18 protein-coding genes and 2 pseudogenes are annotated in these 20,835 nt (G+C 70.2%); 15 read left to right on the top strand and 5 right to left on the bottom strand.

Translation table 11 applies throughout. The features are described 5' to 3' along the window. Nucleotides 1-152: 152 nt before the first annotated feature. On the bottom strand, nucleotides 153-2,474 hold the full coding sequence (gene treY / locus EF387_RS02180; protein WP_128374754.1) for a malto-oligosyltrehalose synthase: 2,322 nt from the start codon (nucleotides 2,472-2,474) through the stop codon (nucleotides 153-155). A gap of 619 nt (nucleotides 2,475-3,093) precedes the next feature. Further along, nucleotides 3,094-5,250, bottom strand: coding sequence for a glycogen debranching protein GlgX (gene glgX / locus EF387_RS02175; protein WP_128374753.1), 2,157 nt, complete (start codon nucleotides 5,248-5,250; stop codon nucleotides 3,094-3,096). 186 nt (nucleotides 5,251-5,436) lie between these two features. Between glgX and EF387_RS02170 the strand changes: the two genes are divergently transcribed. The 6 genes from EF387_RS02170 to EF387_RS02145 all read left to right on the top strand — a co-directional run bounded on the left by EF387_RS02170 (nucleotide 5,437) and on the right by EF387_RS02145 (nucleotide 10,987). Then, nucleotides 5,437-6,255 carry a Tat pathway signal sequence domain protein gene (locus EF387_RS02170; RefSeq protein ID WP_128374752.1) on the top strand — a complete coding sequence of 273 codons (819 nt, stop codon included), beginning with the start codon at nucleotides 5,437-5,439 and terminating at the stop codon, nucleotides 6,253-6,255. A gap of 407 nt (nucleotides 6,256-6,662) precedes the next feature. After that, nucleotides 6,663-7,991, top strand: coding sequence for a copper amine oxidase (locus tag EF387_RS02165; RefSeq protein ID WP_128374751.1), 1,329 nt, complete (start codon nucleotides 6,663-6,665; stop codon nucleotides 7,989-7,991). Between the two features lie 102 nt (nucleotides 7,992-8,093). After that, nucleotides 8,094-9,332, top strand: coding sequence for an SAV2148 family HEPN domain-containing protein (locus tag EF387_RS02160; RefSeq protein ID WP_128374975.1), 1,239 nt, complete (start codon nucleotides 8,094-8,096; stop codon nucleotides 9,330-9,332). Nucleotides 9,333-9,514: 182 nt separating this feature from the next. After that, a complete protein-coding gene (locus tag EF387_RS49925; protein WP_420802513.1) occupies nucleotides 9,515-9,688 on the top strand; it encodes a hypothetical protein in 174 nt (57 codons plus the stop codon). Beyond that, complete coding sequence (locus EF387_RS02150; protein WP_128374750.1) at nucleotides 9,685-10,401, top strand: exonuclease domain-containing protein; 717 nt, start codon at nucleotides 9,685-9,687, stop codon at nucleotides 10,399-10,401. The genes EF387_RS49925 and EF387_RS02150 overlap by 4 nt, the downstream gene beginning before the upstream one ends. 76 nt (nucleotides 10,402-10,477) lie before the next feature. Further along, the gene (locus EF387_RS02145) at nucleotides 10,478-10,987 is read left to right on the top strand and encodes a diadenosine tetraphosphate hydrolase (RefSeq protein WP_128374749.1); all 510 of its coding nucleotides are present in this window, start codon (nucleotides 10,478-10,480) and stop codon (nucleotides 10,985-10,987) included. Nucleotides 10,988-11,036: 49 nt separating this feature from the next. Here the strand turns inward: EF387_RS02145 and EF387_RS02140 are convergent, their stop codons facing one another. Then, the gene (locus EF387_RS02140) at nucleotides 11,037-11,363 is read right to left on the bottom strand and encodes a peptidoglycan-binding domain-containing protein (protein ID WP_162467070.1); all 327 of its coding nucleotides are present in this window, start codon (nucleotides 11,361-11,363) and stop codon (nucleotides 11,037-11,039) included. Nucleotides 11,364-11,624: 261 nt separating this feature from the next. On the opposite strand from EF387_RS02140, the gene EF387_RS02135 reads away from it, so the two are divergent. Further along, nucleotides 11,625-11,993, top strand: coding sequence for a bleomycin resistance protein (locus EF387_RS02135; RefSeq protein WP_128374747.1), 369 nt, complete (start codon nucleotides 11,625-11,627; stop codon nucleotides 11,991-11,993). A gap of 58 nt (nucleotides 11,994-12,051) precedes the next feature. Here EF387_RS02135 and EF387_RS02130 read toward each other — a convergent pair whose 3' ends face one another. After that, complete coding sequence (locus EF387_RS02130; protein WP_128374746.1) at nucleotides 12,052-12,918, bottom strand: phosphotransferase enzyme family protein; 867 nt, start codon at nucleotides 12,916-12,918, stop codon at nucleotides 12,052-12,054. 141 nt (nucleotides 12,919-13,059) lie between these two features. Between EF387_RS02130 and EF387_RS02125 the strand changes: the two genes are divergently transcribed. The 3 genes from EF387_RS02125 to mgt all read left to right on the top strand — a co-directional run bounded on the left by EF387_RS02125 (nucleotide 13,060) and on the right by mgt (nucleotide 16,175). Then, nucleotides 13,060-13,536 (top strand): VOC family protein, encoded by a 477-nt coding sequence (locus EF387_RS02125; protein WP_128374745.1) that lies wholly within the window; start codon nucleotides 13,060-13,062, stop codon nucleotides 13,534-13,536. A gap of 360 nt (nucleotides 13,537-13,896) precedes the next feature. Further along, entirely contained in the window at nucleotides 13,897-14,673 is a 777-nt protein-coding gene (gene erm, locus EF387_RS02120; protein WP_128374744.1) for an ErmE/ErmH/ErmO/ErmR family 23S rRNA (adenine(2058)-N(6))-methyltransferase, read from the top strand. Nucleotides 14,674-14,990: 317 nt separating this feature from the next. Continuing rightward, the gene (mgt, locus tag EF387_RS02115) at nucleotides 14,991-16,175 is read left to right on the top strand and encodes a macrolide-inactivating glycosyltransferase (protein WP_128374743.1); all 1,185 of its coding nucleotides are present in this window, start codon (nucleotides 14,991-14,993) and stop codon (nucleotides 16,173-16,175) included. Nucleotides 16,176-16,249: 74 nt separating this feature from the next. Here the strand turns inward: mgt and EF387_RS02110 are convergent, their stop codons facing one another. Beyond that, the gene (locus EF387_RS02110; RefSeq protein ID WP_128374742.1) at nucleotides 16,250-18,520 is read right to left on the bottom strand and encodes an MMPL family transporter; all 2,271 of its coding nucleotides are present in this window, start codon (nucleotides 18,518-18,520) and stop codon (nucleotides 16,250-16,252) included. 237 nt (nucleotides 18,521-18,757) lie between these two features. Here EF387_RS02110 and EF387_RS02105 point away from each other — a divergent pair, with 237 nt between their 5' ends. The 5 genes and pseudogenes from EF387_RS02105 to EF387_RS49920 all read left to right on the top strand — a co-directional run bounded on the left by EF387_RS02105 (nucleotide 18,758) and on the right by EF387_RS49920 (nucleotide 20,771). Continuing rightward, nucleotides 18,758-19,303 (top strand): DUF1697 domain-containing protein, encoded by a 546-nt coding sequence (locus EF387_RS02105; RefSeq protein WP_128374741.1) that lies wholly within the window; start codon nucleotides 18,758-18,760, stop codon nucleotides 19,301-19,303. Nucleotides 19,304-19,362: 59 nt separating this feature from the next. Continuing rightward, nucleotides 19,363-19,587 (top strand): annotated as a pseudogene (locus tag EF387_RS02100) (ketopantoate reductase family protein); the annotation flags it as partial. Nucleotides 19,588-19,612: 25 nt separating this feature from the next. Next, a complete protein-coding gene (locus EF387_RS02095) occupies nucleotides 19,613-20,203 on the top strand; it encodes a TIGR03086 family metal-binding protein (protein WP_128374740.1) in 591 nt (196 codons plus the stop codon). Nucleotides 20,204-20,258: 55 nt separating this feature from the next. Continuing rightward, nucleotides 20,259-20,384: pseudogene (locus EF387_RS02090) on the top strand (mycothiol-dependent nitroreductase Rv2466c family protein); the annotation flags it as partial. 255 nt (nucleotides 20,385-20,639) lie between these two features. Continuing rightward, complete coding sequence (locus tag EF387_RS49920) at nucleotides 20,640-20,771, top strand: helix-turn-helix domain-containing protein (protein ID WP_420802512.1); 132 nt, start codon at nucleotides 20,640-20,642, stop codon at nucleotides 20,769-20,771. Nucleotides 20,772-20,835 lie beyond the last annotated feature (64 nt).

Genomic DNA, 20,835 nt, shown 5'->3' with positions numbered 1-20,835 from the left:
TGAAACGGGGCGCCCGGCGCACGCTCACCGCGGACGCCGGCCCACGCACTCGGGTGCGGCCCGCTCCTCGTCGTCGCGGTCAACGCCCGGCGAGTGTCGGCAACTTCCCGCCCACCGCATCCGCTTGTTCCCCGGTACCGGCTTACAGGGCCTCAGCCTTCCCTGACGAGCAGGGCCACCGGCAGCGACCCGAAAAGCTCCGCCAGGCGCACACGCTCCTCGAACTCCCGCCCGGGAGACAGCAGATCGGACCACCGGCCGGGCGGCAGCGGCAGGCCCGTGTCGCGCCAGCCGCCCGCCTCCGCGAGCCGCAGCGACAGCCGGGTGACGGCCGTGACCACCTCCTCGGAGCGCGCGAAGGCCACACAGTGCGCGGCGGCCGGTCCCTCGGCCGTGAGGGGCGTGTACGTCGCCCGGTCGCCGAAGAGGCCGGGGCGCTCCCTGCGCAGCCGCAGCGCCGCGGTGGTGAGCGCGGCCTTCGCGGACCTCTCCGCGGAAGCCTCAGCGGGGTCTTCCGGCGGGGCGAACGGACGCCGGTTGTCCGGGTCCACCAGCGCCCGGTACTCGTCCTCGGTGCCCTGGTACAGATCGGGCACCCCGGGCATCGTCAGCTGGACCAGCGCCGCTCCCAGCACGTTCGCCCGCACATGGGGCTCCAACTCGCCCCGCAGCCCGGCCACGCGTGGCTCCTCGACCACGGACGCCGTCACCGAGGCCTCGTACCCGCCGTCCTGCTCCGTCCAACTGGTGCGCAGCCCCGACTCCCGCACGTGTTTCAGGAGGAAGCCGCGGATGCGCTCCTCGTCGAAGTGGCCGAGTCCGAACTCGGTCTGCCGGGCGGCCCACATCACCAGGGGGTCCGCCCCCGGCTCCCCGATCACCTCACCCCACCGCTGGGGGCACTGGGAGAGCACCGAGATCGCGGCCCGCACGTCCGCGCTCCGCTTGGTGTCATGCGTCGACAGCACGGTCCCGGTGACCGGCCAGTCGCGCTGCACACGTGCGCAGTACCCGTGGAACTCCTCCGGGGACACCGCCGGGCGCCCCGGCTCACCGCCCACCTCGGTCGCCGACAGCAGCGGCACGTAGCGGTAGAACGCCGTGTCCTCCACCGACTTGGCCCGCAGAGCCGACGAGGTCTGTGCGAACCGGGCCCGGAACGCTCGGTGCTCCGCCGAATCCTCCGCCCGGCCCAGCACCAGATCCCGTACGACGTCGACGGCATCCGCCTCCTCGGGCACCGCGAACGCCCGCCGGGCCTCGGCGGCGGCCTCCTCGGTGACGACGGCGGAGGCGTCGGTGGAGGCGTACGGCCGGTACACCTCCATCCGCACGAGCAGTTCGACGAGCGCGGTGCGCAGTGCCCAGGGGGCGCGGTCGCGCAGGGCGAGGTCCGCGGCGCACAGCAGGCTCGCCGTGCGCGTGAGGCGGTCCAGCTCGGTGGCCAGCTCATGGCCGATCACCTTGTAGGCGGCCCGCCGCACGGTGGCCTCCCAGTGGCCGCCGCGGTCCGGCGGCGGGGCGGTGAAGCGCCGGTACTGGCCGAGCAGTTCACCGGCCCCGGCCGGGTCGACGAACAGCCCGTCGACGTGCCGCAGCGCGTCATAGCCGGTGGTGCCCGCGACGGGCCAGGAGGCGGGCAGCGGCTCACCGTCGGCGAGGATCTTCTCCACCACCGTCCAGCGCCCGCCGGTCGCCTCGTGCAAGCGCCTGAGGTAGGCGTCCGGGTCGGCGAGCCCGTCCGGGTGGTCGACACGCAGCCCCTGGATCACCCCGTCGGCCAGCAGCTCCAGCACCTTCCGGTGTGTGGCTTCGAACACCTCCGGGTCCTCCACCCGGACCCCGATCAACTCGGAAATGCTGAAGAAACGCCGGTAGTTCAGCTCCGTCCGGGCCAGCCGCCACCACACCGGGCGGTACCACTGCGCGTCCAGAAGCTCCGGCAGGGGCAGTTTCTCGGTGCCCTCGCGGAGCGGGAACGTGTGTTCGTAGTACCGCAGTTCGCCGTGCTCGGCGTCGACTTCGAAGCGGTCGAGTTCCTGCCCGACGGGCCCGCCGAGCACCGGCAGCAGCAGTTTGCCGCCCTGAGCCTCCCAGTCCACGTCGAACCAGCGCGCGTACGGTGACTCCGGCCCCGCCCGCAACACCTCCCGCAGGGCCTGGTTGTGGCGCGGTGACATCGCCATGTGGTTCGGCACGATGTCGACCACCAGCCCCAGCCCGTGCGCCCGCGCGGTGGCCGCCAGGGCCCGCAGCCCCTCCTCACCGCCCAACTCGCCCCGCACGCGAGCGTGGTCCACGACGTCGTAGCCGTGCGCCGACCCGGGGACGGCCTCCAGCACCGGCGACAGATGCAGATGGGAGATCCCGAGCGAGGCCAGATACGGCACGGCCGCCTCGGCCGCGGCGAACGGGAACGCGGGTTGGAGCTGGAGGCGGTACGTGGCGGTGGGGATCACCGGATCAGGCGTCATGCAACGTACGTACCCGCCCCCGCCGATTTCTCGCTACCGGATCGCGCACCCCCAGCCGCACCGGCGTCGGGGAGGTAGCCGGTATCTCCGCAAGGGCGCACCCCACGGCCCGCAGCCGCGATCGGCGCAAGGGGACGTAGCCGGTCGGCAGCCGCGTCCGGCGCAAGGGGACGTAGCCGGTCGGCAGCCGCGTCCGGCGCAAGGGGACGTAGCCGGTCGGCAGCCGCGTCCGGCGCAAGGGGAGGTAGCCGGTATCTCCGCAAGCGCGCACCCCCACGGCCCGCAGCCGCGACCGGCGCAAGGGGACGTGCCGGAATCTCCGCCCGCAGCGGCTGGCGGTCGGGTCACACAGACCCCAGTGGCGAACACGCACCCGCCAGACCGAGGACGGAGAATCCGGCGCGGCCCCGACCCAGCCACCGCCGCCAGGCGCACCAGCCAGCGCCTTCGGCACGCGCCTGCCGGCACGGCGCTCGCATCAAGCCGGCGCCGCACCACCAGGCACCAGCTACCGCCTTCGGCACGCGCCTGCCGGCACGGCGCTCGCATCAAGCCGGGCGCCGCACCACCAGGCACCAGCTACCGCCTTCGGCACGCGCCTGCCGGCACGGCGCTCGCATCAAGCCGGCCGCCGCACCACCACAAGGCTCCGCCCCACCAGCGTCACCCGGTCCCCGGCCTTCACCTTCGGTCCGGACCCGGGCTCCAGGCCCTCCGACCGCGCGGTGTCGACGACCACCTGCCACTGCCGGCCGTGGTTCACGGGCACCACGAACTCCAGCGGTTCCGGCGAGGCGTTGAACATCAGCAGGAAGGAGTCGTCGACGATGCGTTCGCCGCGCGGGCCGGGCTCGGAGATGGCGTTGCCGTTCAGGAAGACCGTGAGCGCGGAGGCCTGCGCGGAGTCCCAGTCCTCCTGGGTCATCTCCTCCCCGCCAGGGGTGAACCAGGCGATGTCCGACAGTTCGTCGTGGGTGCCCTCCACCGGCCGCCCGTGGAAGAACCGCCGCCGCCGGAACACGGGGTGCTCCCGGCGCAACCGCACCATGGCCCGGGTGAACTCCAGCAGCGTGCCCCCGTCCCCGCCTTCCTCCCCGTCTCCACCGCCGTCGCTACCGCCGTCCCCGTCCCCGTGCCACGGCACCCACGACAACTCGCTGTCCTGGCAGTAGGCGTTGTTGTTGCCGCCCTGTGTGCGCGCGAACTCGTCACCGTGGCTGAGCATGGGCACGCCCTGGGACAGCATCAGCGTGGCGATGAAGTTGCGCATCTGCCGGTTCCGCAGCTCCAGCACGGACGGGTCGTCGGTCTCGCCCTCCACCCCGCAGTTCCAGGACCGGTTGTGGCTCTCGCCGTCGCGGTTGTCCTCGCCGTTGGCCTCGTTGTGCTTCTCGTTGTACGAGACGAGGTCGTGCAGCGTGAAGCCATCGTGGCAGGTCACGAAGTTGATCGAGGCCAGTGGGCGGCGCCCGTCGGACTGGTAGAGGTCGGACGAACCGGTCAGCCGGGAGGCGAACTCCGCCAGTGCCCGCGGCTCGCCGCGCCACAGGTCGCGCACGGTGTCGCGGTACTTGCCGTTCCACTCCGTCCACAGCGGCGGGAAGTTGCCCACCTGGTAGCCGCCCTCGCCCACGTCCCACGGTTCCGCTATCAGCTTCACCTGGGAGACCACCGGGTCCTGCTGCACCAGGTCGAAGAACGACGACAGCCGGTCCACCTCGTGGAACTGCCGCGCCAGCGTCGCCGCGAGGTCGAAGCGGAATCCGTCGACGTGCATCTCGGTGACCCAGTACCGCAGCGAGTCCATGATCAGCTGGAGCACGTGCGGGGAGCGCATCAGCAACGAGTTGCCGGTGCCGGTCGTGTCCATGTAGTAGCGGGGGTCCTCCGTGAGGCGGTAGTAGGACGCGTTGTCGAGGCCCCGGAAGGACAGCGTCGGGCCCAGGTGGTTGCCCTCGGCCGTGTGGTTGTAGACCACGTCCAGGATGACCTCGATCCCCGCCTCGTGCAGGGCCCGTACCGCCGACTTGAACTCCAGGACCTGCTGCCCCCGGTCGCCCCAGGAGGCGTAGGCGTTGTGCGGGGCGAAGAACCCGATGGTGTTGTAGCCCCAGTAGTTGTTCAGGCCCATGTCGACCAGCCGGTGGTCGTTGACGAACTGGTGGACCGGCATCAACTCGAGGGCGGTGACACCGAGTTCGGTCAGGTGCTCGATGATCGCCGGGTGCGCGAGGCCCGCGTAGGTTCCGCGCAGTTCCGGCGGCAGCGCGGGGTGGCGCATCGTGAGGCCCTTCACATGGGCCTCGTACAGCACCGTGTGGTGGTACTCGGTGCGCGGGCGCCGGTCGTCGCCCCAGTCGAAGTAGGGGTTCACCACGACGGACGTCATCGTGTGCGGCGCCGAGTCGAGGTCGTTTCGTTCCTCGGGGGCGCCGAAATGGTAGCCGTACACCTCCTCGCCCCAGTCGATCGAGCCACTGATGGCACGCGCGTACGGATCCAGCAGCAGCTTCGCGGAATTGGCGCGCTGCCCGCGCTCGGGGGCGTACGGGCCGTGCACACGGAAGCCGTAGCGCTGTCCGGGCATGATCCCGGGCAGGTACGCGTGTCGCACGAAAGCGTCCGATTCGCGTAGTTCGATCGCCGTCTCCGAGCCGTCGTCGTGCAACAGACACAGCTCTACTCGGTCCGCGGCCTCCGAGAAGACCGCGAAGTTGGTCCCGGCGCCGTCATAGGTGGCGCCGAGCGGATACGCCTGTCCAGGCCAGACCTGCATGGATACGACTCTTCCAGTTACGCCCCGCTCCGTGGGGGACTCCCGCCCGAGTCTCCCCGAAAGTGATGGAACCACCTATGACTTACATCCCTCTTACCGTGCGACCAGGCATACCCCGTATGTCGAACAATTGTTGCTCAAGGGACTTCTGAGCGCATAGGACGCATAGAAGGAGTAGGGGGAAATGTGCGCGCAATAGTGCACCGCCATCTGGGCAAGGTGGTGGCAGGTGCGGCCATCGCGGTCGCGGGTACCGCCGTGATGGTCGGAATCACCCTGCCGGGGTCGGCCGGGGCCGACGAGCCGGCGGGCCGGGGCGGCGGAGCGGCCGCCCGGCAGGCAGGACAGGCGCCGGAACAGGGGGCCGGCGCGGTCCGGCCGGGGGTCGTGGAGGACGCTCCCGCAGAGGGCGGCGAGGGCGAGGGCCGGGATCCGCTCACGTCCGACGAGATCGCCCGGGCCCAGCGGATCGCCCTCGACCAGCAGCTCTTGCGGACCAGCGAGAACGTGGAGGGTGAACGCGGTCCGCAGCGGATCACCGCCAATCTGGCGGTGCCGGCGGCGGACGAACTGGATGATCCGCAGGCCCCGCGCCGTGCGGACGTGTCGTTCTACGACTACAAGGACGACACCCTCGTCACCAAGACGGTCAATCTCGACACCGGAAAGGTGGAGAAGACCGGTACGCAGCGTGACACCCAGCCTCCGATCAGTCACGCCGAGGCGCTCGAGGCGGCCGGTCTGCTGCTGGCCGACCCGCTGGGCGCGGGCCTCAAGGCCGACTACAAGGACGCCACGGGCAAGGAGCTGACCTCTCCCGACCAGTTGGTACTGAACAGCATGGTGTTCCGGGTGAGCGAGGGCGCACAGGGCCCCGCCGGGCTCGCCGAATGCGGGAAACACCGCTGCGTGCGGCTCTTCGTCAAGGTCAAGAACGGCCCGTGGATCGACACCCGCAACACGGTGATAGACCTCAGCGCCCGCAAGGTGGCCAAGGTCCACTGAGCCCCGGCAGCGTGAGGGGACCCCGGACCTGACCGATTGCTCCCGCCCGGCCCTCGTTCCGCGCCACGCTCCCGGACCGTCGGCCCGACCTGGACATGGCCCCGTCCGGGCGCCGCCTCCTGACGTCCTGGCCCTGCTCGGGCATCGATGCGGCACTCGTCCATCCCGCCCCCGGCCGTTCGGGGCACTCGTCCATCCCGCCCCCGGCCGTTCGGGGCACTCGTCCATCCCGCCCTCGTCCATTCGGGGCACCGGCCCTGTCCGGCCCCAGCCCTTACCGGCCTCCAGTCCGTTCCGGCACCCCGCCCTGTCCGGGGCCGCCGATCCGGCCTCCCGCCCGGTTCCGCACTGGACTCGTTTCTCACTTCCGCGATCACATCCGCCTTCCGCAAGGAGTTCCGTTAGTCATGTCCATGACCAGAATCGGCCGTGCCCGACAGGCCGCACTTGGCCTCTCGCTCGCCGCGCTGACCGTCGGCGCTACGGGCGCGATGCACCCGGCGACGGCACAGTCCAAGGCGGCGCCCGCCACCGGACCCGGCTGCAGCGCCGAGTACCGCATCGAGCAGAAACTCTCCTCCGGAACCACCTGGCGCATGTGCTGGCGCTACGAGAGCGAGGCTGGGCTCGTCCTGGAGAACGTCACCTACCAGCCGCCCGGCGAGGCCGCCCCGATACGCGTCCTGACCAGCGCGAAGCTCGCCCAGATCCACGTCCCGTACGACGACGGCTCGATCGAGTACGACGACCTCACGGGCGCCGGCTTCGGCCAGGGCCTGATGAACATGGCGCCCGGCGAATGCCCTGGCGGCAGCATCAAGACCGTCCGGATGCCCGACGCCGGAGAGGGGCAGGACCGGAACGTCAAGGGTCTGTGCACCACCACGCGGTCCCGTGGCCACGCGTACCGTATGCAGGCCGACACGGGCAACAAGGTCTTCCAGGCCCAGGGCAAGGACCTGCTCGTCTACGCCGTCAACCAGGTCGGCTGGTACGAGTACATCACCGAGTGGCGCTTCCAGGACGACGGCACCGTCAACATGAACGTCGGTGCCACGGGCAGCCTCGCGCCCAGTGACTACGACGCGGGCGACGGCCGCGGCTGGCCCATCGGCAAGGGTGCCAAGGACTACGCCACCAGCCACAGCCACAACGTCTTCTGGCGGCTCGACTTCGGCCTCGACGGCTCCTCGAAGGACAAGATCGAGCAGTACGACTCGGTCGTCAGCCCGCCGGCCCAGGGCGGAATGGCGCCGCGCAACAAGACCACCGTCACCCGCGTCACCAAGGAACTCGCGGGCGACGCCAAGAACATGCGCTGGTGGCGGGTGGTCAGCGGGACCGGGAAGAACAAGGACGGGCACGCGCGGTCGTACGAGTTCGTGCCCGGTGCCACCAGCAAGTACCCGGGCCGCAGCTACACCAAGCACGACATCTACTTCACCGAGTACAAGGAGTGCGAGCAGTTCGCCAGCAACAACCTCCCCAACTGCGGTACCCGAGCCGGTAAATCCGTCGACAAGTGGGTCAACGGACAGACGCTCACCCATCCCGTCGCCTGGGTCAACGTCGGCTTCCACCACATCGCCCGGGACGAGGACCAGCAGCCCATGCCGGTGCACTGGCAGGGCTTCTCCGTCGCGCCGCGTGACGTGACCGCTATGAATCCGCTCACTCCCGCCGAACTGGCCGACCAGAACGGCCACGTGGAGCAAGGAGGCGGAGGGGAAGGTTGAGAAAAGACCCCGCCCTTCGGCTGCACTGCCGCCCGCTCCCGGAGTACCCTTCCTTGATCGTTGGCAGGGGGAGTGCTCGGGGGAGCGGAAGGCGGTGCGCGGGTGGGCTCGGGTGGGCTGGAGCTGCCCCCTGGTGACGGCGGTCACGAGGGGAGCTCCACGGACGTCCCCCCTGGAGCGGTTTCGCTGGCACGGCCGATGGAAATCGGGGCGGAACTGAACTGGGACGCCGAGGCCTGGCACGAGGTGCGCACCCGCGCCCAGCGCGCCGGTCGGGCCTACATCTGGCTGAACCTGGTGGAACAGCGGCTGCGCGCGGTCGTGGCCGCCGTTCTGCGTCCCATCTACGAACCCGTGCACGGCGACGAGTGGGTCGTGGCGGCGGCCGGACCGGCCGGCCAGGAGTGGGTGCAGCGGGCCGTCGCGGTACGCGAAGTCAGCCGTCGCAAGGGCTATCTGCTCGACCCCGCCGACGACAACGTGCTCAGCTTCCTCACGCTGCCCCAGCTGCGCGAGCTGATGGTGCAGCACTGGCCCTGCTTCGAGCCCTACTTCGACGAGCGGCGCGACGTCGAACTCGCCCTGGATGAACTCGAGGTGACCCGCAACGTCGTCTCACGCAACCGGGCCCTGTCCGAGGCGGTGCTCGCCCAGGCCGAACGGGCCTCCGCCCGGCTCCTGGAGATACTCGGGGCCGGCAGTGACGTGCCCTCCGCGCGGCGGTTGCCCGTGGACGCCGTGGAGCAACTCGTCGGCGACCGGTACGGGGACGTCGTCGCCGTGCACCCCGACAGGGTGCGGCTGCTGGGGAGGTTCCCGGCCGAGGACCTGTTCGGCAGGGCCCGCCGCCTCGACGCCATCGGCATAGGCCTCAACCTGCTCGTGCAGAACTTCTCCGGCCGCAGGCTGGTGCGCCTGGCCGAGGCGGGCAGCCGGGTGCGACTGCTCTTCCTCAACCCCGCCTCCAGCGCGGTCAAGCGACGCGAACGCGAACTCGGTCTGAAGCGAGGCGAGTTGAGCCGAGCGGTGGAGATGAACATCCTGCACATGCGAAGAGTGCGCTCCCGGCTGCGTGACCCCGGGGCCTTCGAGATCCAGGTCTTCGACGAGACACCGCGCTTCACCGCCTATCTGGTGGACGGCGACGGCTCCGACGGCATCGCGGTGGTGCAGTCGTATCTGCGGCGTAGCCGGGGCATGGAGGCTCCGGTGCTCGTGCTGCGGGGCGGGGCCCGGGTGGTGAAGTCCGATGACATCAGAGGAGGCGGAGAAGGCGGTCTCTTCGAGACCTACCGCGAGGAGTTCGAACTGGCTTGGGCCGACTCCCGTCCCGTGTCCTGACAGCCCCGGCACCCGGAAGCGGAAGGCGGTCACCCGATTGTCAGTGGTGCATGGGATCGTAGGGATCACCTGAAGATCCCGAGATCGCCGGGGACCTCCAGGTGTCGCAGGGGGATCGCCGAGGATCGTCGGGGGATCGCCAGGGGATCGCAGGGGGAACGCACCATGAAGAAGGGGGCCGCATGGGTGGGCACCGGGAGTTGCTGATCGGCTTCGACCTGGAGACGACAGGGACGGATCCGCGCGAGGCGCACATCGTCACCGCAGCCGTGACCGAGAACGCCGCCTTGTTTCCCCGTACTTGGGGCGCGTCTCAGGTGTACCGGGGCATCCTGGCCGACGGGGCCCTGCGATGAGCTGGATCAGTGGGCCGCTGGTGGCCTTCGACCTGGAGACCACAGGGACCGACATCGAGAACGACCGGATCGTCACCGCCGCGGTCGTTGCCGTGGACGCCGACGAGCGGTCTCCACAGGCCCGGACCTGGCTGCTCGATCCAGGAGTGGCCATACCTCAACAGGCTTCGGCGATCCACGGCATCTCCACCGAACACGCCCGCGAGCACGGGGTGCCGGCGGCTCCCGCGATCGAGGAGATCACCTCGGCCGTCGCCGAAGCGCTGAACTCGGGGACTCCGCTGGTGGTGATGAACGCGCGGTACGACCTTTCCCTGCTTGACCGTGAGTGCCGACGGCACGGGATAGAGCCGCTGGTGAAGCGGTTGAGCGGAAAGACAGCGCCCGTCATCGACCCGTTGGTCCTCGACAAGCACGTGGACCGGTACAGGAAGGGGTCGCGGAATCTCAAAGCACTGTGCGAGCACTACGGCGTGCTGCTCGATGACGCGCACAACGCCGTCGCGGACGCGGTGGCCGCGGCACGAGCGGCGCGGTCCCTGGGGATCAAGCACTCGGTCATAGGAACGTTGGCACCCGCGGAGCTGCATGATCTTCAGGTTCGTGCGGCTGCCGAGCAGGCGGCGTCGTTGCAGAGATACCTGCGCCGCACCTCGAACTCCGAGGCGACGGTCGAGTCGGCCTGGCCCGTGGTCCCCTATGGCGGCCGCTGATTGCCGCGCAGCCGCCCGACCGCCTGCGAGCCTCATCGGATCTCGGCGACGACCTGCGCGGGTAGAGTCGCCGACCATGAGCGATGACTGGCGGGAGGACCGGATCGGCAGCGCGCTGCGAGGCGGGAATCCCACGGTGCTCCGCAGGCTGGAGGCAGGATTCGCGGTGATCGGGGATGTCCAGTTCCTCCCGGGGTACTCGGTGCTCCTCGTGGATGACCCCGCTGTGCAGCGCCTGTCGGAGCTTCCCAGGAGCAAGCGGCTGGCGTTCCTGTCCGACATGGACCGACTGGGCGAGGCCGTCGAGCGCGCTTGCAAGCGGCTGGATCAGGCCTTCCGGCGGGTCAATCTGGAGATTCTGGGGAACACCGACCCGTTCCTCCACGCACATGTGTGGCCGCGGTTCACCTGGGAACCTGCCGAACTCGTGGGCTCGCCGGTGTGGCTCTATCCGCGAGAGCGGTGGAATGACGAGCGATTTGCGCTCGGCCCTCAGCATGACGCCCTGCGTGAGGCGATCGGCGAGGAACTGGACTCGCTCGCATCCTGGCCGGACCGGACGCCGATCGGCAATCGGTGCGAGTGACGCGGTCGAAGTCGGTCGTGCGACGCGGTGAGACGCTGCCGGGTGCCCGTCAACAGAAGGGAGTACCTGGCGCGTTGGCCCAGAAGGAAAGGAACGACCAAGTCTGGGCTCCGATGCGCCCGTCGACGACGATGCCGGCACATCGCTGGAAGTCCTGCGTCGCGGACTGCGTGACCGGGCCGAAGTCTCCGTCCTCGTCCAGGCCGGCGCCCATGGCCTGATTCAGGTAGCACTGGGCTTGTTGGACCGCCGGCCCGGACGACCCCAGGCGAAGGGTCGGCCGGGTGTCGGTGTAGTCGCACACGTCGACCGGTCCCTGGGCCACAGGGCCCGTTGGGTGCTTCGCCTCGGGTGCGGCCTGCGTGCTGGTCGCCACGGTGGGGGCGGAAGTGGCGTGCGATGCCGGTGCTCCGGCGAGGGAAACAAGGGAAACCGAAAGGGCCAGGCCCGCTGCCGCGGGGAACACACGTCGCATCCGGATGACCTCCAGGGGAGTGCCCTTGTTCTCATCGTGCGCTTCCCCCACCCGGGCTGCATCTCGGTGAGGGCTGCCGGTGCCGAGGTGCACGCATGCGCCATCGAATGGATGTTTGACTTGTCACTGTGTTCGGAGTCACCGGCGTGCAAGACTGACGGAATGCCAGAAGTGGCCTTCACGGGCATAGCGCCCGTTGTACCCGTCCGGGACCTCGACGCGGCCCTGGACCGGTACCGTCGTCTGGGTTTCGCGGTGCGTGCCTTCGCTGGGCCGCACCGTTATGGCTTCGTCGAGCGGGACGCGGTATCGGTTCACCTCAGCGAGTGGGCCGAGCATGATCCTCTGCGCACCGGCACCGTCCTCTACCTCTACGTGAGCGACGCTGACGCCGTCTATGCCGACTGGACGGCTTCCGGCGTCGAGGGGCGCTTCACGGAACCGGCGGACACGTTCTACCGGCTTCGGGAGTTCAGTTACGTGGACGCCGACGGCACGGCTCACCGCGTGGGATCGCCGCTGGCGGCCTGAACTCCTCTCCGGGCCCCGCGAACCGCACCGCCGCGAGGTGCGGCTGGACCACGGGTGTTCAGAACGGGTACCAGCGCACCGACTCGTCCCCGTCCCGCAGTGACGCCACCCTGCGGCGGAACTCCTCGAGGGCCTTGGGGTTGCCCGGGGCGTGCTGGGCCACCCATGCGCAGCTCGCGGTCTCCCGGGCCCCTCGCAGCAGCGAACAGCCCTCCCACTCGCGCACGTCCCACCCGTACGCGTCCGTGAACGCCGTGTACTCCTCGGCGGGCAGACCGTAACGGTCGCGGGAGAGGGCCATCACGACCAGGTCGTGCTCACGCAGGTCGGCGGAGAACGTCTCCAGGTCCACCAGGACGGCGCCGTCCGGCCCTACATGGACATTGCGCGGGAGCGCGTCCCCGTGGATCGGCCCGGGCGGCAGCAACGGGGTCAGCCCGGCGGCGGCCGCGGCGAAACCGTTGCGCCGGTCCCGCAGATACGCCGCGTCGACCGGGTCGATCGCATCGCCCGCGAGCCGTAGCCAGCGCTCCACACCGCCGAGCAACTCCCGGCGCGGCAGCTCGAACGGGGGAGCCGGCAGGGCGTGCACCACCCGCAGCAGCTCCGCCAGATCACCGGCGCCGGCCGGCCGCACCGGATCGGGAAGCCGGTGCCACACGGTCACCGGATGCCCGTCCACCAGCAGCGGCTTGGGTTCCGCCGCCCGCACCGCCGGAACCCCCGCCTCCGCCAGCCATGCGGCGATCTCCAGCTCCCGCCGTGCCCGGTCCAGGAGTTCGGCGTCGCGCCCCACCTTGACCACCAGGTCACCGGCGCCGAAGACGGCGTTCTCGCCCAGGGCGAGCAGTTCGGCGCCGCCGGCCGCCCCTGCGGGCAGCACACCGGCCCCGGCCAGCACCTCCCGCGCCCCTGCCTCGTCCATCCGTTCGCCTCCCGTGCTCGGGTTCACGCGGCCTGGCCCAGTCTCGCAGGAGCCGTCGTCCGGCTGCGCCGCCCGGTGATGCGTGCCACGCTGGTTCGGTATGGGCTGTTCTGCGACACATGACCGGAAAGGCGGAAGACGGTGAGCGTCAAGCCTGTTCCCGAGGACTTCCAGCGCGTCACGCCGTACCTCTGCACCGACGGCGCCGCGGACGCAATCGACTTCTACGTGTCCGTCCTCGGTGCGACGGAGCGGATGAGGGTGGCGGCGCCGGGCGGCAAGATCGGTCACGCCGAGCTGCAGATCGGCAACTCGGTCGTCATGCTCGCGGACGAGTTCCCGGAGATGGGGTTCCGCGGGCCGAAGACGGTCGGTGGCACGCCCGTGACCCTGTACGTGTACGTGGAGGACGTCGACGCGGTGTTCGCCGAGGCCGTCGCCCGGGGAGCCACGGAACTCCAGGCGGTGCGGGACGAGTTCTACGGCGACCGGGCGGGACAGTTCGAGGACCCCTTCGGCCACCGGTGGAACGTCGCCACACATGTGGAGGACGTGCCGCCGGATGAGCTGGAGAAGCGGGCCAAGCAGGCCATGCAGGCCATGGAGAGCGGCGGCTGAGCCCGCCGCCGGGGCGCGGTCGAGCTGACCCGCCCGCGATCCGACGCCGGCTCGGCTCCGGCGGTCTCCGGTCCGCCCGGCGGCGCGGCGGTCCGCCGTCGAGAAATTCAGTTGTCCGCTCCCCGCCGCGGCGCCTAGCGTGCCGTTCGTGGGTATTCAAGCGATCTTCTTCTCCGGTCACGCCGGGGCCTGCACGTATGCCATGAGGCTGCGTCGCGGCCCGGTGTCCTGACCGGTCCGGGAGTCAACCAGCCCCGCATTCCCCGCGCGCGCACCCGAGTGTGCCGGCGCTTCTTCCTGTGTCTCCGGTCAGGGCTCAGCTCCGCCCACAGCCCTCCCGAAGACAAGGACCCACGGCCCATGGCCCGCCCCACGCACCTTTCGCGTGCCCTCTCGCAGAACTTCCTCGCCGACCGTGCCACCGCGGCCCGGTTCGCCCGGCTCGCCGTTCCGCACCCGACCGCCGAACTCCTGCTCGAAGTCGGAGCGGGCAAGGGCGCGCTGACCGAGGGACTCGCCCCGCGCTGTCAGGAACTACGGGCTTACGAGATCGATGCCCGGCTCGTGCCGGGCCTGCGCTCCCGGTTCGCCGACCGGCCCCATGTGCGCGTCGTACACGGCGACTTCCTCACCGCCCGGCCCCCGGTCACACCCTTCTCGGTGGCCGGGAACGTCCCCTTCTCCCGCACTGCCGCGGTCGTCGACTGGTGTCTGCGTGCCCCAGGGCTGACCGACGCCACCTTCCTCACCCAGCTCGAGTACGCCCGCAAACGCACCGGGGACTACGGCAGCTGGACCCTGCTGACCGTCCGCACCTGGCCGCGGTACGAATGGCGCTTCCTCGGCCGGGTCGACCGGACCCGCTTCCGGCCCGTGCCGCGCGTCGACGCCGGTGTCATCCGCCTCGAACGGCGCGGCACACCGCTCATCGGACCGGCGGCCTACCGCGGCTGGCGGGACCTCGTCGAGCTCGGCTTCTCCGGGGTGGGCGGCTCGTTGCACGCCTCGCTGCGCCGGGCCCATCCGCGGCGGAAGGTCGACGCCGCCTTCCGTGCCGCCGGGCTGGACCCGTGCGCCCTCGTCGGCTCCGCCGGCCCCGATCAGTGGCTGGAACTGCACCGGGTCCTTGCCCGGTAATGAATTGCACGAGACGTCTCGTCTTGTCTACGGTTGGGGGCATGACCACCACGCATCCCGCGGGCCCCGCCCGCCGGTCCTTCCGGTCAGGAAGCGTCGAATCGCCGCCAAGGGGCGATTCGCCGCCCCCGCACACAAGCGATAGAGTTGCTGCGGCGCCGGGCGACAACCAAGCGGGCGCCGAGCTGGACAATGTTCAGGTCGCGGCGGGACACGCCGGAGGGGTGACAACCCGTGAGGGTTCGAGTGCCCGTGAACCTCAGCCCGCAAAGGCTGGAATCCCTCGGCCTTCGACCGAGGGAGGATGTCAAATCGCCATGTTCTCCATCGCCGCCCACGGGCACGTGAACCCGAGCATCGAAGTGATCCGGGAACTCGTCGCCCGCGGGCACCGCGTGACCTACGCGATTCCGCCCGCCTTCGCGGAGAAGGTCGCCGAGACCGGCGCCGAGGTGAAGCTCTGGAAATCGACGCTGCCCTCCCCGGACGACGACCCGGCGGCGTGGGGGACCGAGTTGATCGACAACATCGAGCCCTTCCTCACCGACGCGCTCCAGGCCGAGCCGCAGCTTGCCGAGCTCTACGCGGGCGACGAGCCGGATCTCGTGCTGTACGACATCACCGCCTACCCGGCCCGGACGCTCGCCCACCGCTGGGGCGTTCCGATCGTGCAGCTCTCGCCGAACCTGGTGGCCTGGGAGGGGTACGAGGAGGAGGTCGGCCGGCCGATGTTCGAGCCGCTCAAGCAGACCCCGCGCGGGAAGGCCTTCTTCGAGACCTTCGCGCGCTGGATCGCGGACAGCGGGATGGAGTTGAGCGTCGAGGACTTCATGGGCCGCCCGGACCGATGCCTGGTCCTGATCCCCAAGGCTTTCCAGCCCAACGCCGACCGGGTCGACAGGACCCGCTACACCTTCGTCGGCGCCTGCCAGGGCGACCGGGCCGCACAGGGCGACTGGCAGCGGCCGGACGGCGCCGAGAAGGTCGTACTGGTCTCGCTGGGGTCGTCCTTCACCAAGCAGCCATCCTTCTACCGGGAGTGCGTCAAGGCGTTCGGCGATCTGCCGGGCTGGCACCTGGTGCTCCAGATCGGCAAGCACGTCGACCCGGCCGAGCTGGGAGAGATCCCCGCGAACGTCGAAATCCACTCCTGGGTACCGCAGTTGGCGATCCTGCGGCAGGCCGACGCGTTCGTCACCCACGCGGGCGCGGGCGGCAGCCAGGAGGGGCTCGCCACCGCGACGCCGATGGTCGCGGTGCCGCAGGCCGCCGACCAGTTCGGCAACGCCGACATGCTGCAGGGCCTCGGTGTGGCCCGCCATCTGCCGATGGAGGAGGCGACAGCCGAGACCCTCCGCGAGGCAGTCCTCACCCTGACCGCCGACCCCGAGGTGGCCCGCCGCCTCGCCGTGATCCAGGCGGAGATGGCGACCGAAGGCGGCACACAGCGCGCGGCCGACCTCATCGAGGCCGAACTGCCCGCGGGAGTCCGCCGCCGGTAGCGGTGACCCCACAAGGCGAGGGCCCGTTGGTTCCCCGGAACCAACGGGCCCTTTCGTCTCGGTGCGGTCGGAGGTCAGACCCCGACCCGCTCACCCTCCACCGCCGGAGGCCGAGGCGGCGACACCGGCTCCGCCGACTCGTCATGGCTCAGGTCCGGCAGGCGGTTCAGCCACTTCGGCAGGTACCAGTTGCGCTCCCCGAGCAGCGCCATCACCGCGGGCAGCAGCACGCCCCGGATGATCGTCGCGTCGATGAGGACCGCTGCGGCCAGGCCCACGCCCATCTGCTTCATGGACTGCATGGACAGCGTGCCGAAGATCGCGAACACGGCGACCATGATGACGGCCGCGCTGGTGACGACCCCCGCCGTGGTCACCACACCGTGCTTGATCGCCTCGTTGGTGGTGAGGCCCCGCAGCCGCGCCTCACGGATCCGGGAGACCACGAAGACGTGGTAGTCCATCGAGAGGCCGAAGAGGATCACGAACAGGAACAGCGGCAGCCAGGTGACGATCGCGCCGACACCCTCCGCGCCGACCAGCGACGCGCCCCAGCCGTGCTGGAACACGGCGACCAGGATGCCGTAGGCCGCGCCCACCGAGAGCAGGTTGAGCACGATCGAGGTGACCGCGATGGTCAGCGAGCGGAACGACAGCAGCATCAGCAGGAAGGCGAAGACCACGACGAAGGCGAAGACCGGGGCCACCGAGCCCACCAGCTGCTTGTTGAAGTCGTGCCCGCCCGCGATCTGTCCGGTGATCGGCGCCTGCAGCCCGTCGACCTTGCCGAGCGTCGCCGGACGCACCTCGTCACGCAGCTTCTCCAGGCTCGCGCCCGCCTTGTCCTGGTCGGAGCCGCCGACCAGCGGTACGTAGACGAAGGCGAGGTTCTGGGCGTCGTGCACCTTGATCTCGACCGGGCCCCGCGAGGCGCCCGAACTCACCGCCCGCTCCCGGAAGTCGGCCAGCGCGGACTTCACCTCCGGCGCGCCGATGTCCTTGGCCTTCACGACCACCTCGGCCGGCTCGGAGCCGCCGGGGAAGGCCTCGTTGACACGGTTGTACGTCTGCACGATCGGCAGCGAGTCCCCGAACTCCTGGTCCAGGCTGAGGTTTTCCGTCTTCATGCCCACCGCGGGTGCCGCGACGGCGAGCAGCGCACCGGCCGCGACCACGACCGACAGGGCCGGCTTGGCGAGCACACCCCGCAGGACGGCCGTCCAGAACCGGCTCTCCCCGTTGCCTCCCCGGCCGCCGTTCTTGCGCCGCTTGTCCGGGTGCAGGAACGGGACGCGTCCCTTCTCCACCCGCTCGCCGAGCAGCGACAGCAGCGCGGGCAGTACCGTCACCGAACCGACCATGGCGACCGCCACCACGATCAGCGAGGCCAGACCCATGCTCTGGAAGGTCGCGAGCCCGGTGAAGAGCATGCCGGCCATCGCCACGCACACCGTGACACCGGAGACGATGATCGCGCGGCCGCTCGTCGCGGCGGCGATGCGCAGCGCGGCACCCGCGTCCCGTCCGGCCGCCCGCTCCTCGCGTTCCCGCCGCAGATAGAACAGGCAGTAGTCCACCCCGACCGCCAGACCGACCAGCAGCATCACGGAGTTGGCGGTGTCGCCCATGGGCATCACATGGCTGACGAGGCCCATCAGACCCACCGTCGCCACGATCGCGGTGATCGCGAGAGCCACCGGCACCAGCGCGGCCACCAGCGCGCCGAACGCGATCAGCAGGATGCCGAAGGCCACCGGCACCGCCGAGTACTCGGCCCGCTGGAAGTCCTTGCCGAAGGCGTCGTCGAACGTCTTCATCATGCTGGCGCCGCCGATCTCCTCGATCCGCAGCTGCGAGTGGTCCTTCTGGACGCCGTCGACGGCCTTCAGCACGGGCTCGATCCGCTCGCCCGCGGTCTTTGAGTCACCGCGCACGTCGAACTGGACGAGCGCGCTGCGGCCGTCCTTGGAGATCGTGTCGGTGTCGTAGGGCGAGGTCACGTCCGAAACCCGGCCGGTGGCGCCGACCGCCTTGATCACCGCGTCGACCGCGGCACGGAACTCGGGGTCCGTGGCCTTGGCGCCGTCGCCCTTGGCCTGGATCAGGACGGTCTCACTGGCGGGCTCCTCGATCCCCGCGTCCTTGATGATCCGGGCGGCGGTGCGGGTCTCGCCCTTGAGCTCGGCGCTCTCGTCGACGTCCACCCGTCCCGCCGCCGAACCGAGCCCCATCGCCAGGACGACGAACAGCATCCAGATGCCGACGGCGGCCCACCGATGCCGGGCGCTCCATCCGCCGGCCCGGGCCGCGATGCCCCGGACCCGCGTTGTCTCTCCGTTCCCCATGACGGGCTGCCCCCTACGACTACGGTGCCGACCCCCTGCCGTCACCTTTCGTAACGAAGGTATGGGCCGGATAAGCGCAGCTCATCGTGCTGCCCGGTGAACCGCCCGACGGAGCCCTCCTCCCTTCGGACCGGACGGCATCGGCATCAAGGAGGACCGTGGCCCCTTACACGGATGTGGTGGTCTCGGGGATGCGGCTCGGGGGACAGGCCGTGATCACCGACTTATCGTGGGGGCATGACGATGTATGCGGCGCTGCTGCGCGGGGTCAACGTGGGTGGCAGCAGAAAGCTCCCCATGGCCGGGCTGCGCACCCTCATCCAGGGGCTCGGCCACGGCGACGTGCGCACCTACCTGCAGAGCGGCCAGGCCGTGTTCACCGCGGACCACGGCGACGAGGACTCGCTCGCCGCCGAGCTGACCCGGGCCATCGAGACAGAGTTCGGGTTCACCTGCGATGTGCTGGTGCGCGAGCACGCGTACCTCCGGGCCGTGATGGAGGCCTGCCCGTTCCCGGCCGCCGAACTCGAGGCCAAGCAGGTGCATGTCACGTACTTCTCCGCGCCGGTCGGCTCCGAGCGCTTCGCCGAGGTCGACCCGGACGCCTACCTCCCCGAGGAGTTCCGCCTCGGCGACCGCGCACTCTACCTCTACGCACCCGACGGCCTCGGTCGCTCGAAACTGGCCGAGGCGCTGTCCCGTCCCCGTCTCCTCAAGGGCCTCGTCGCCACCACACGGAACTGGAACACCGTGGTCAAGCTGGTGGAGATGACCGAGGGCTGACGCGTTCCTCGCCGCCGGTCGGCTATCAATAACTCGCGGGAGGTGCCGGGGAGTTGGACGGCAATGGCACAGTGTCCTCGACGAGGAGCGGGGACCTCAACGGCGAGATCTCGCTGCTGGGCCGGATGCACGGTGTGCCCACGCCCCTGAACGATCTGCTGCAACGGCTCGCCAACCAATACGCCCGGGAGCGGCGGGAGGCGGGCTCGATGCCGATCGCCCAGCTGACACGGCTCGCCGACGAGGCCTCCGTCGCGGCTGTCGCGTTTGTTCAAGAGGACTGAGCGGCGCCTGACTAGCGTGCTGCGCATGGACCTTTCCTACGAGAACCTGCACCCCCTCATGGTCGAATGCGCGGCCGAGGCCGCACGGGTGGCCCACGGTGTCCGCGCGGAGCAGCTCACCGAGCCCTCCCACTGCACGGGCTGGGACGTCCGCACCCTGGTCAACCACTGGGTGCTCTACACCTCGCACGGCCTGGAGCACCGGGCACTGCGCAAGCCGCTCCCGGAGGAACTGACGGGGCGTGACTTCACGGCCGAGCCGGGCTGGGCCGAGGCGTACGCCGAGCAGCTGCGGAGGGCGGTCGCCGCCTGGGAGAAACCCGATGTGTGGGAGGGCGAGGTCGACCTGGGCCAGGGGACACTGCCCGCCGACGAGCTGGCCTCGATGGTCATCAAGGAGATGGCGGTCCACGGCTGGGACGTGGCCGTGGCCACCGGTCAGCACTACGAGATCTCCGAGGAGGCCGCCCGGCTGATCCTCCACGTCGTGGAGAAACACGGGGATCTCTATCGGCAGTACGACGGTTTCGCCGATCCGGTGCCGGTCGCCGACGACGCGGGGGTGTTCACTCGGGCGCTGGCACTGAGCGGGCGCAAACCCAAATTGGCCCACTGATCGGTGGAGGAAGTGGACCAGGTCACTGTGCCATTCCCCGACTACCGTCCGGGGCATGACATCGCAGAACCCGACCCGCGTCGACTTCTACTTCGACCCCGCCTGCCCCTTCGCCTGGATCACCTCACGCTGGCTCCTGGAAGTCGAACGGGAACGGCCGCTCGACCTCGACTTCCACCTTGCTTTCGGGCAGGGTGCCCGGTCGTTCAGGGCCGGGGTGAATGCCCGCTCCCGCGGAGTGGGGCAGGGGAAGCCGAATCGCCGTCAGGGCGATTCGGCGTCGACGCCGTGATGCAGAGGTGGCCACAGACAGGTGGTGGTGACGGGGTTGAGGGGCCTGGGGCGGTGGCCGCTGCCGGGCGGGCGTGGTCACTCGCGCGGGTGATGGTGGTCGATGGTGTGCGCGGTCGGGGAAGGTGTGGTCTAGGTTCGCGCCATGGCACGGTTTCGGATGTACCCCACGGGCGAGCAGGAACAGCAGATGCTGCTGCACTGCGCGCACGCACGGTACGTGTGGGTGCGACGCGAAGTCGCACCGTTTAAGTGGGGCTGCTCCGCAGAGATATGAGAGGGCAGCTCTCTGGCCGGTGTCCAAGGTCAGTCCCCAGGTCCGCGTGCGTCGCCGGTAACGG

The sequence above is a fragment of the Streptomyces cavernae genome (genome assembly GCF_004023625.1).
GTDB classification, from domain to species: domain Bacteria; phylum Actinomycetota; class Actinomycetes; order Streptomycetales; family Streptomycetaceae; genus Streptomyces; species Streptomyces cavernae.
This window is presented reverse-complemented; position numbering and strand designations above follow the sequence as displayed.

Coding starts and splice junctions, on each gene's coding strand:
- EF387_RS02150 (WP_128374750.1), top strand. CDS start 9,685: ATGAGCTGGATCAGTGGGCCGCTGGTGGCCTTCGACCTGGAGACCACA.
- EF387_RS02145 (WP_128374749.1), top strand. CDS start 10,478: ATGAGCGATGACTGGCGGGAGGACCGGATCGGCAGCGCGCTGCGAGGC.
- glgX (WP_128374753.1), bottom strand. CDS start 5,250: ATGCAGGTCTGGCCTGGACAGGCGTATCCGCTCGGCGCCACCTATGAC.
- EF387_RS49925 (WP_420802513.1), top strand. CDS start 9,515: ATGGGTGGGCACCGGGAGTTGCTGATCGGCTTCGACCTGGAGACGACA.
- EF387_RS02110 (WP_128374742.1), bottom strand. CDS start 18,520: ATGGGGAACGGAGAGACAACGCGGGTCCGGGGCATCGCGGCCCGGGCC.
- EF387_RS49920 (WP_420802512.1), top strand. CDS start 20,640: ATGGCACGGTTTCGGATGTACCCCACGGGCGAGCAGGAACAGCAGATG.
- EF387_RS02095 (WP_128374740.1), top strand. CDS start 19,613: ATGGACCTTTCCTACGAGAACCTGCACCCCCTCATGGTCGAATGCGCG.
- treY (WP_128374754.1), bottom strand. CDS start 2,474: ATGACGCCTGATCCGGTGATCCCCACCGCCACGTACCGCCTCCAGCTC.
- erm (WP_128374744.1), top strand. CDS start 13,897: ATGGCCCGCCCCACGCACCTTTCGCGTGCCCTCTCGCAGAACTTCCTC.
- EF387_RS02165 (WP_128374751.1), top strand. CDS start 6,663: ATGTCCATGACCAGAATCGGCCGTGCCCGACAGGCCGCACTTGGCCTC.
- EF387_RS02135 (WP_128374747.1), top strand. CDS start 11,625: ATGCCAGAAGTGGCCTTCACGGGCATAGCGCCCGTTGTACCCGTCCGG.
- EF387_RS02105 (WP_128374741.1), top strand. CDS start 18,758: ATGACGATGTATGCGGCGCTGCTGCGCGGGGTCAACGTGGGTGGCAGC.
- mgt (WP_128374743.1), top strand. CDS start 14,991: ATGTTCTCCATCGCCGCCCACGGGCACGTGAACCCGAGCATCGAAGTG.
- EF387_RS02130 (WP_128374746.1), bottom strand. CDS start 12,918: ATGGACGAGGCAGGGGCGCGGGAGGTGCTGGCCGGGGCCGGTGTGCTG.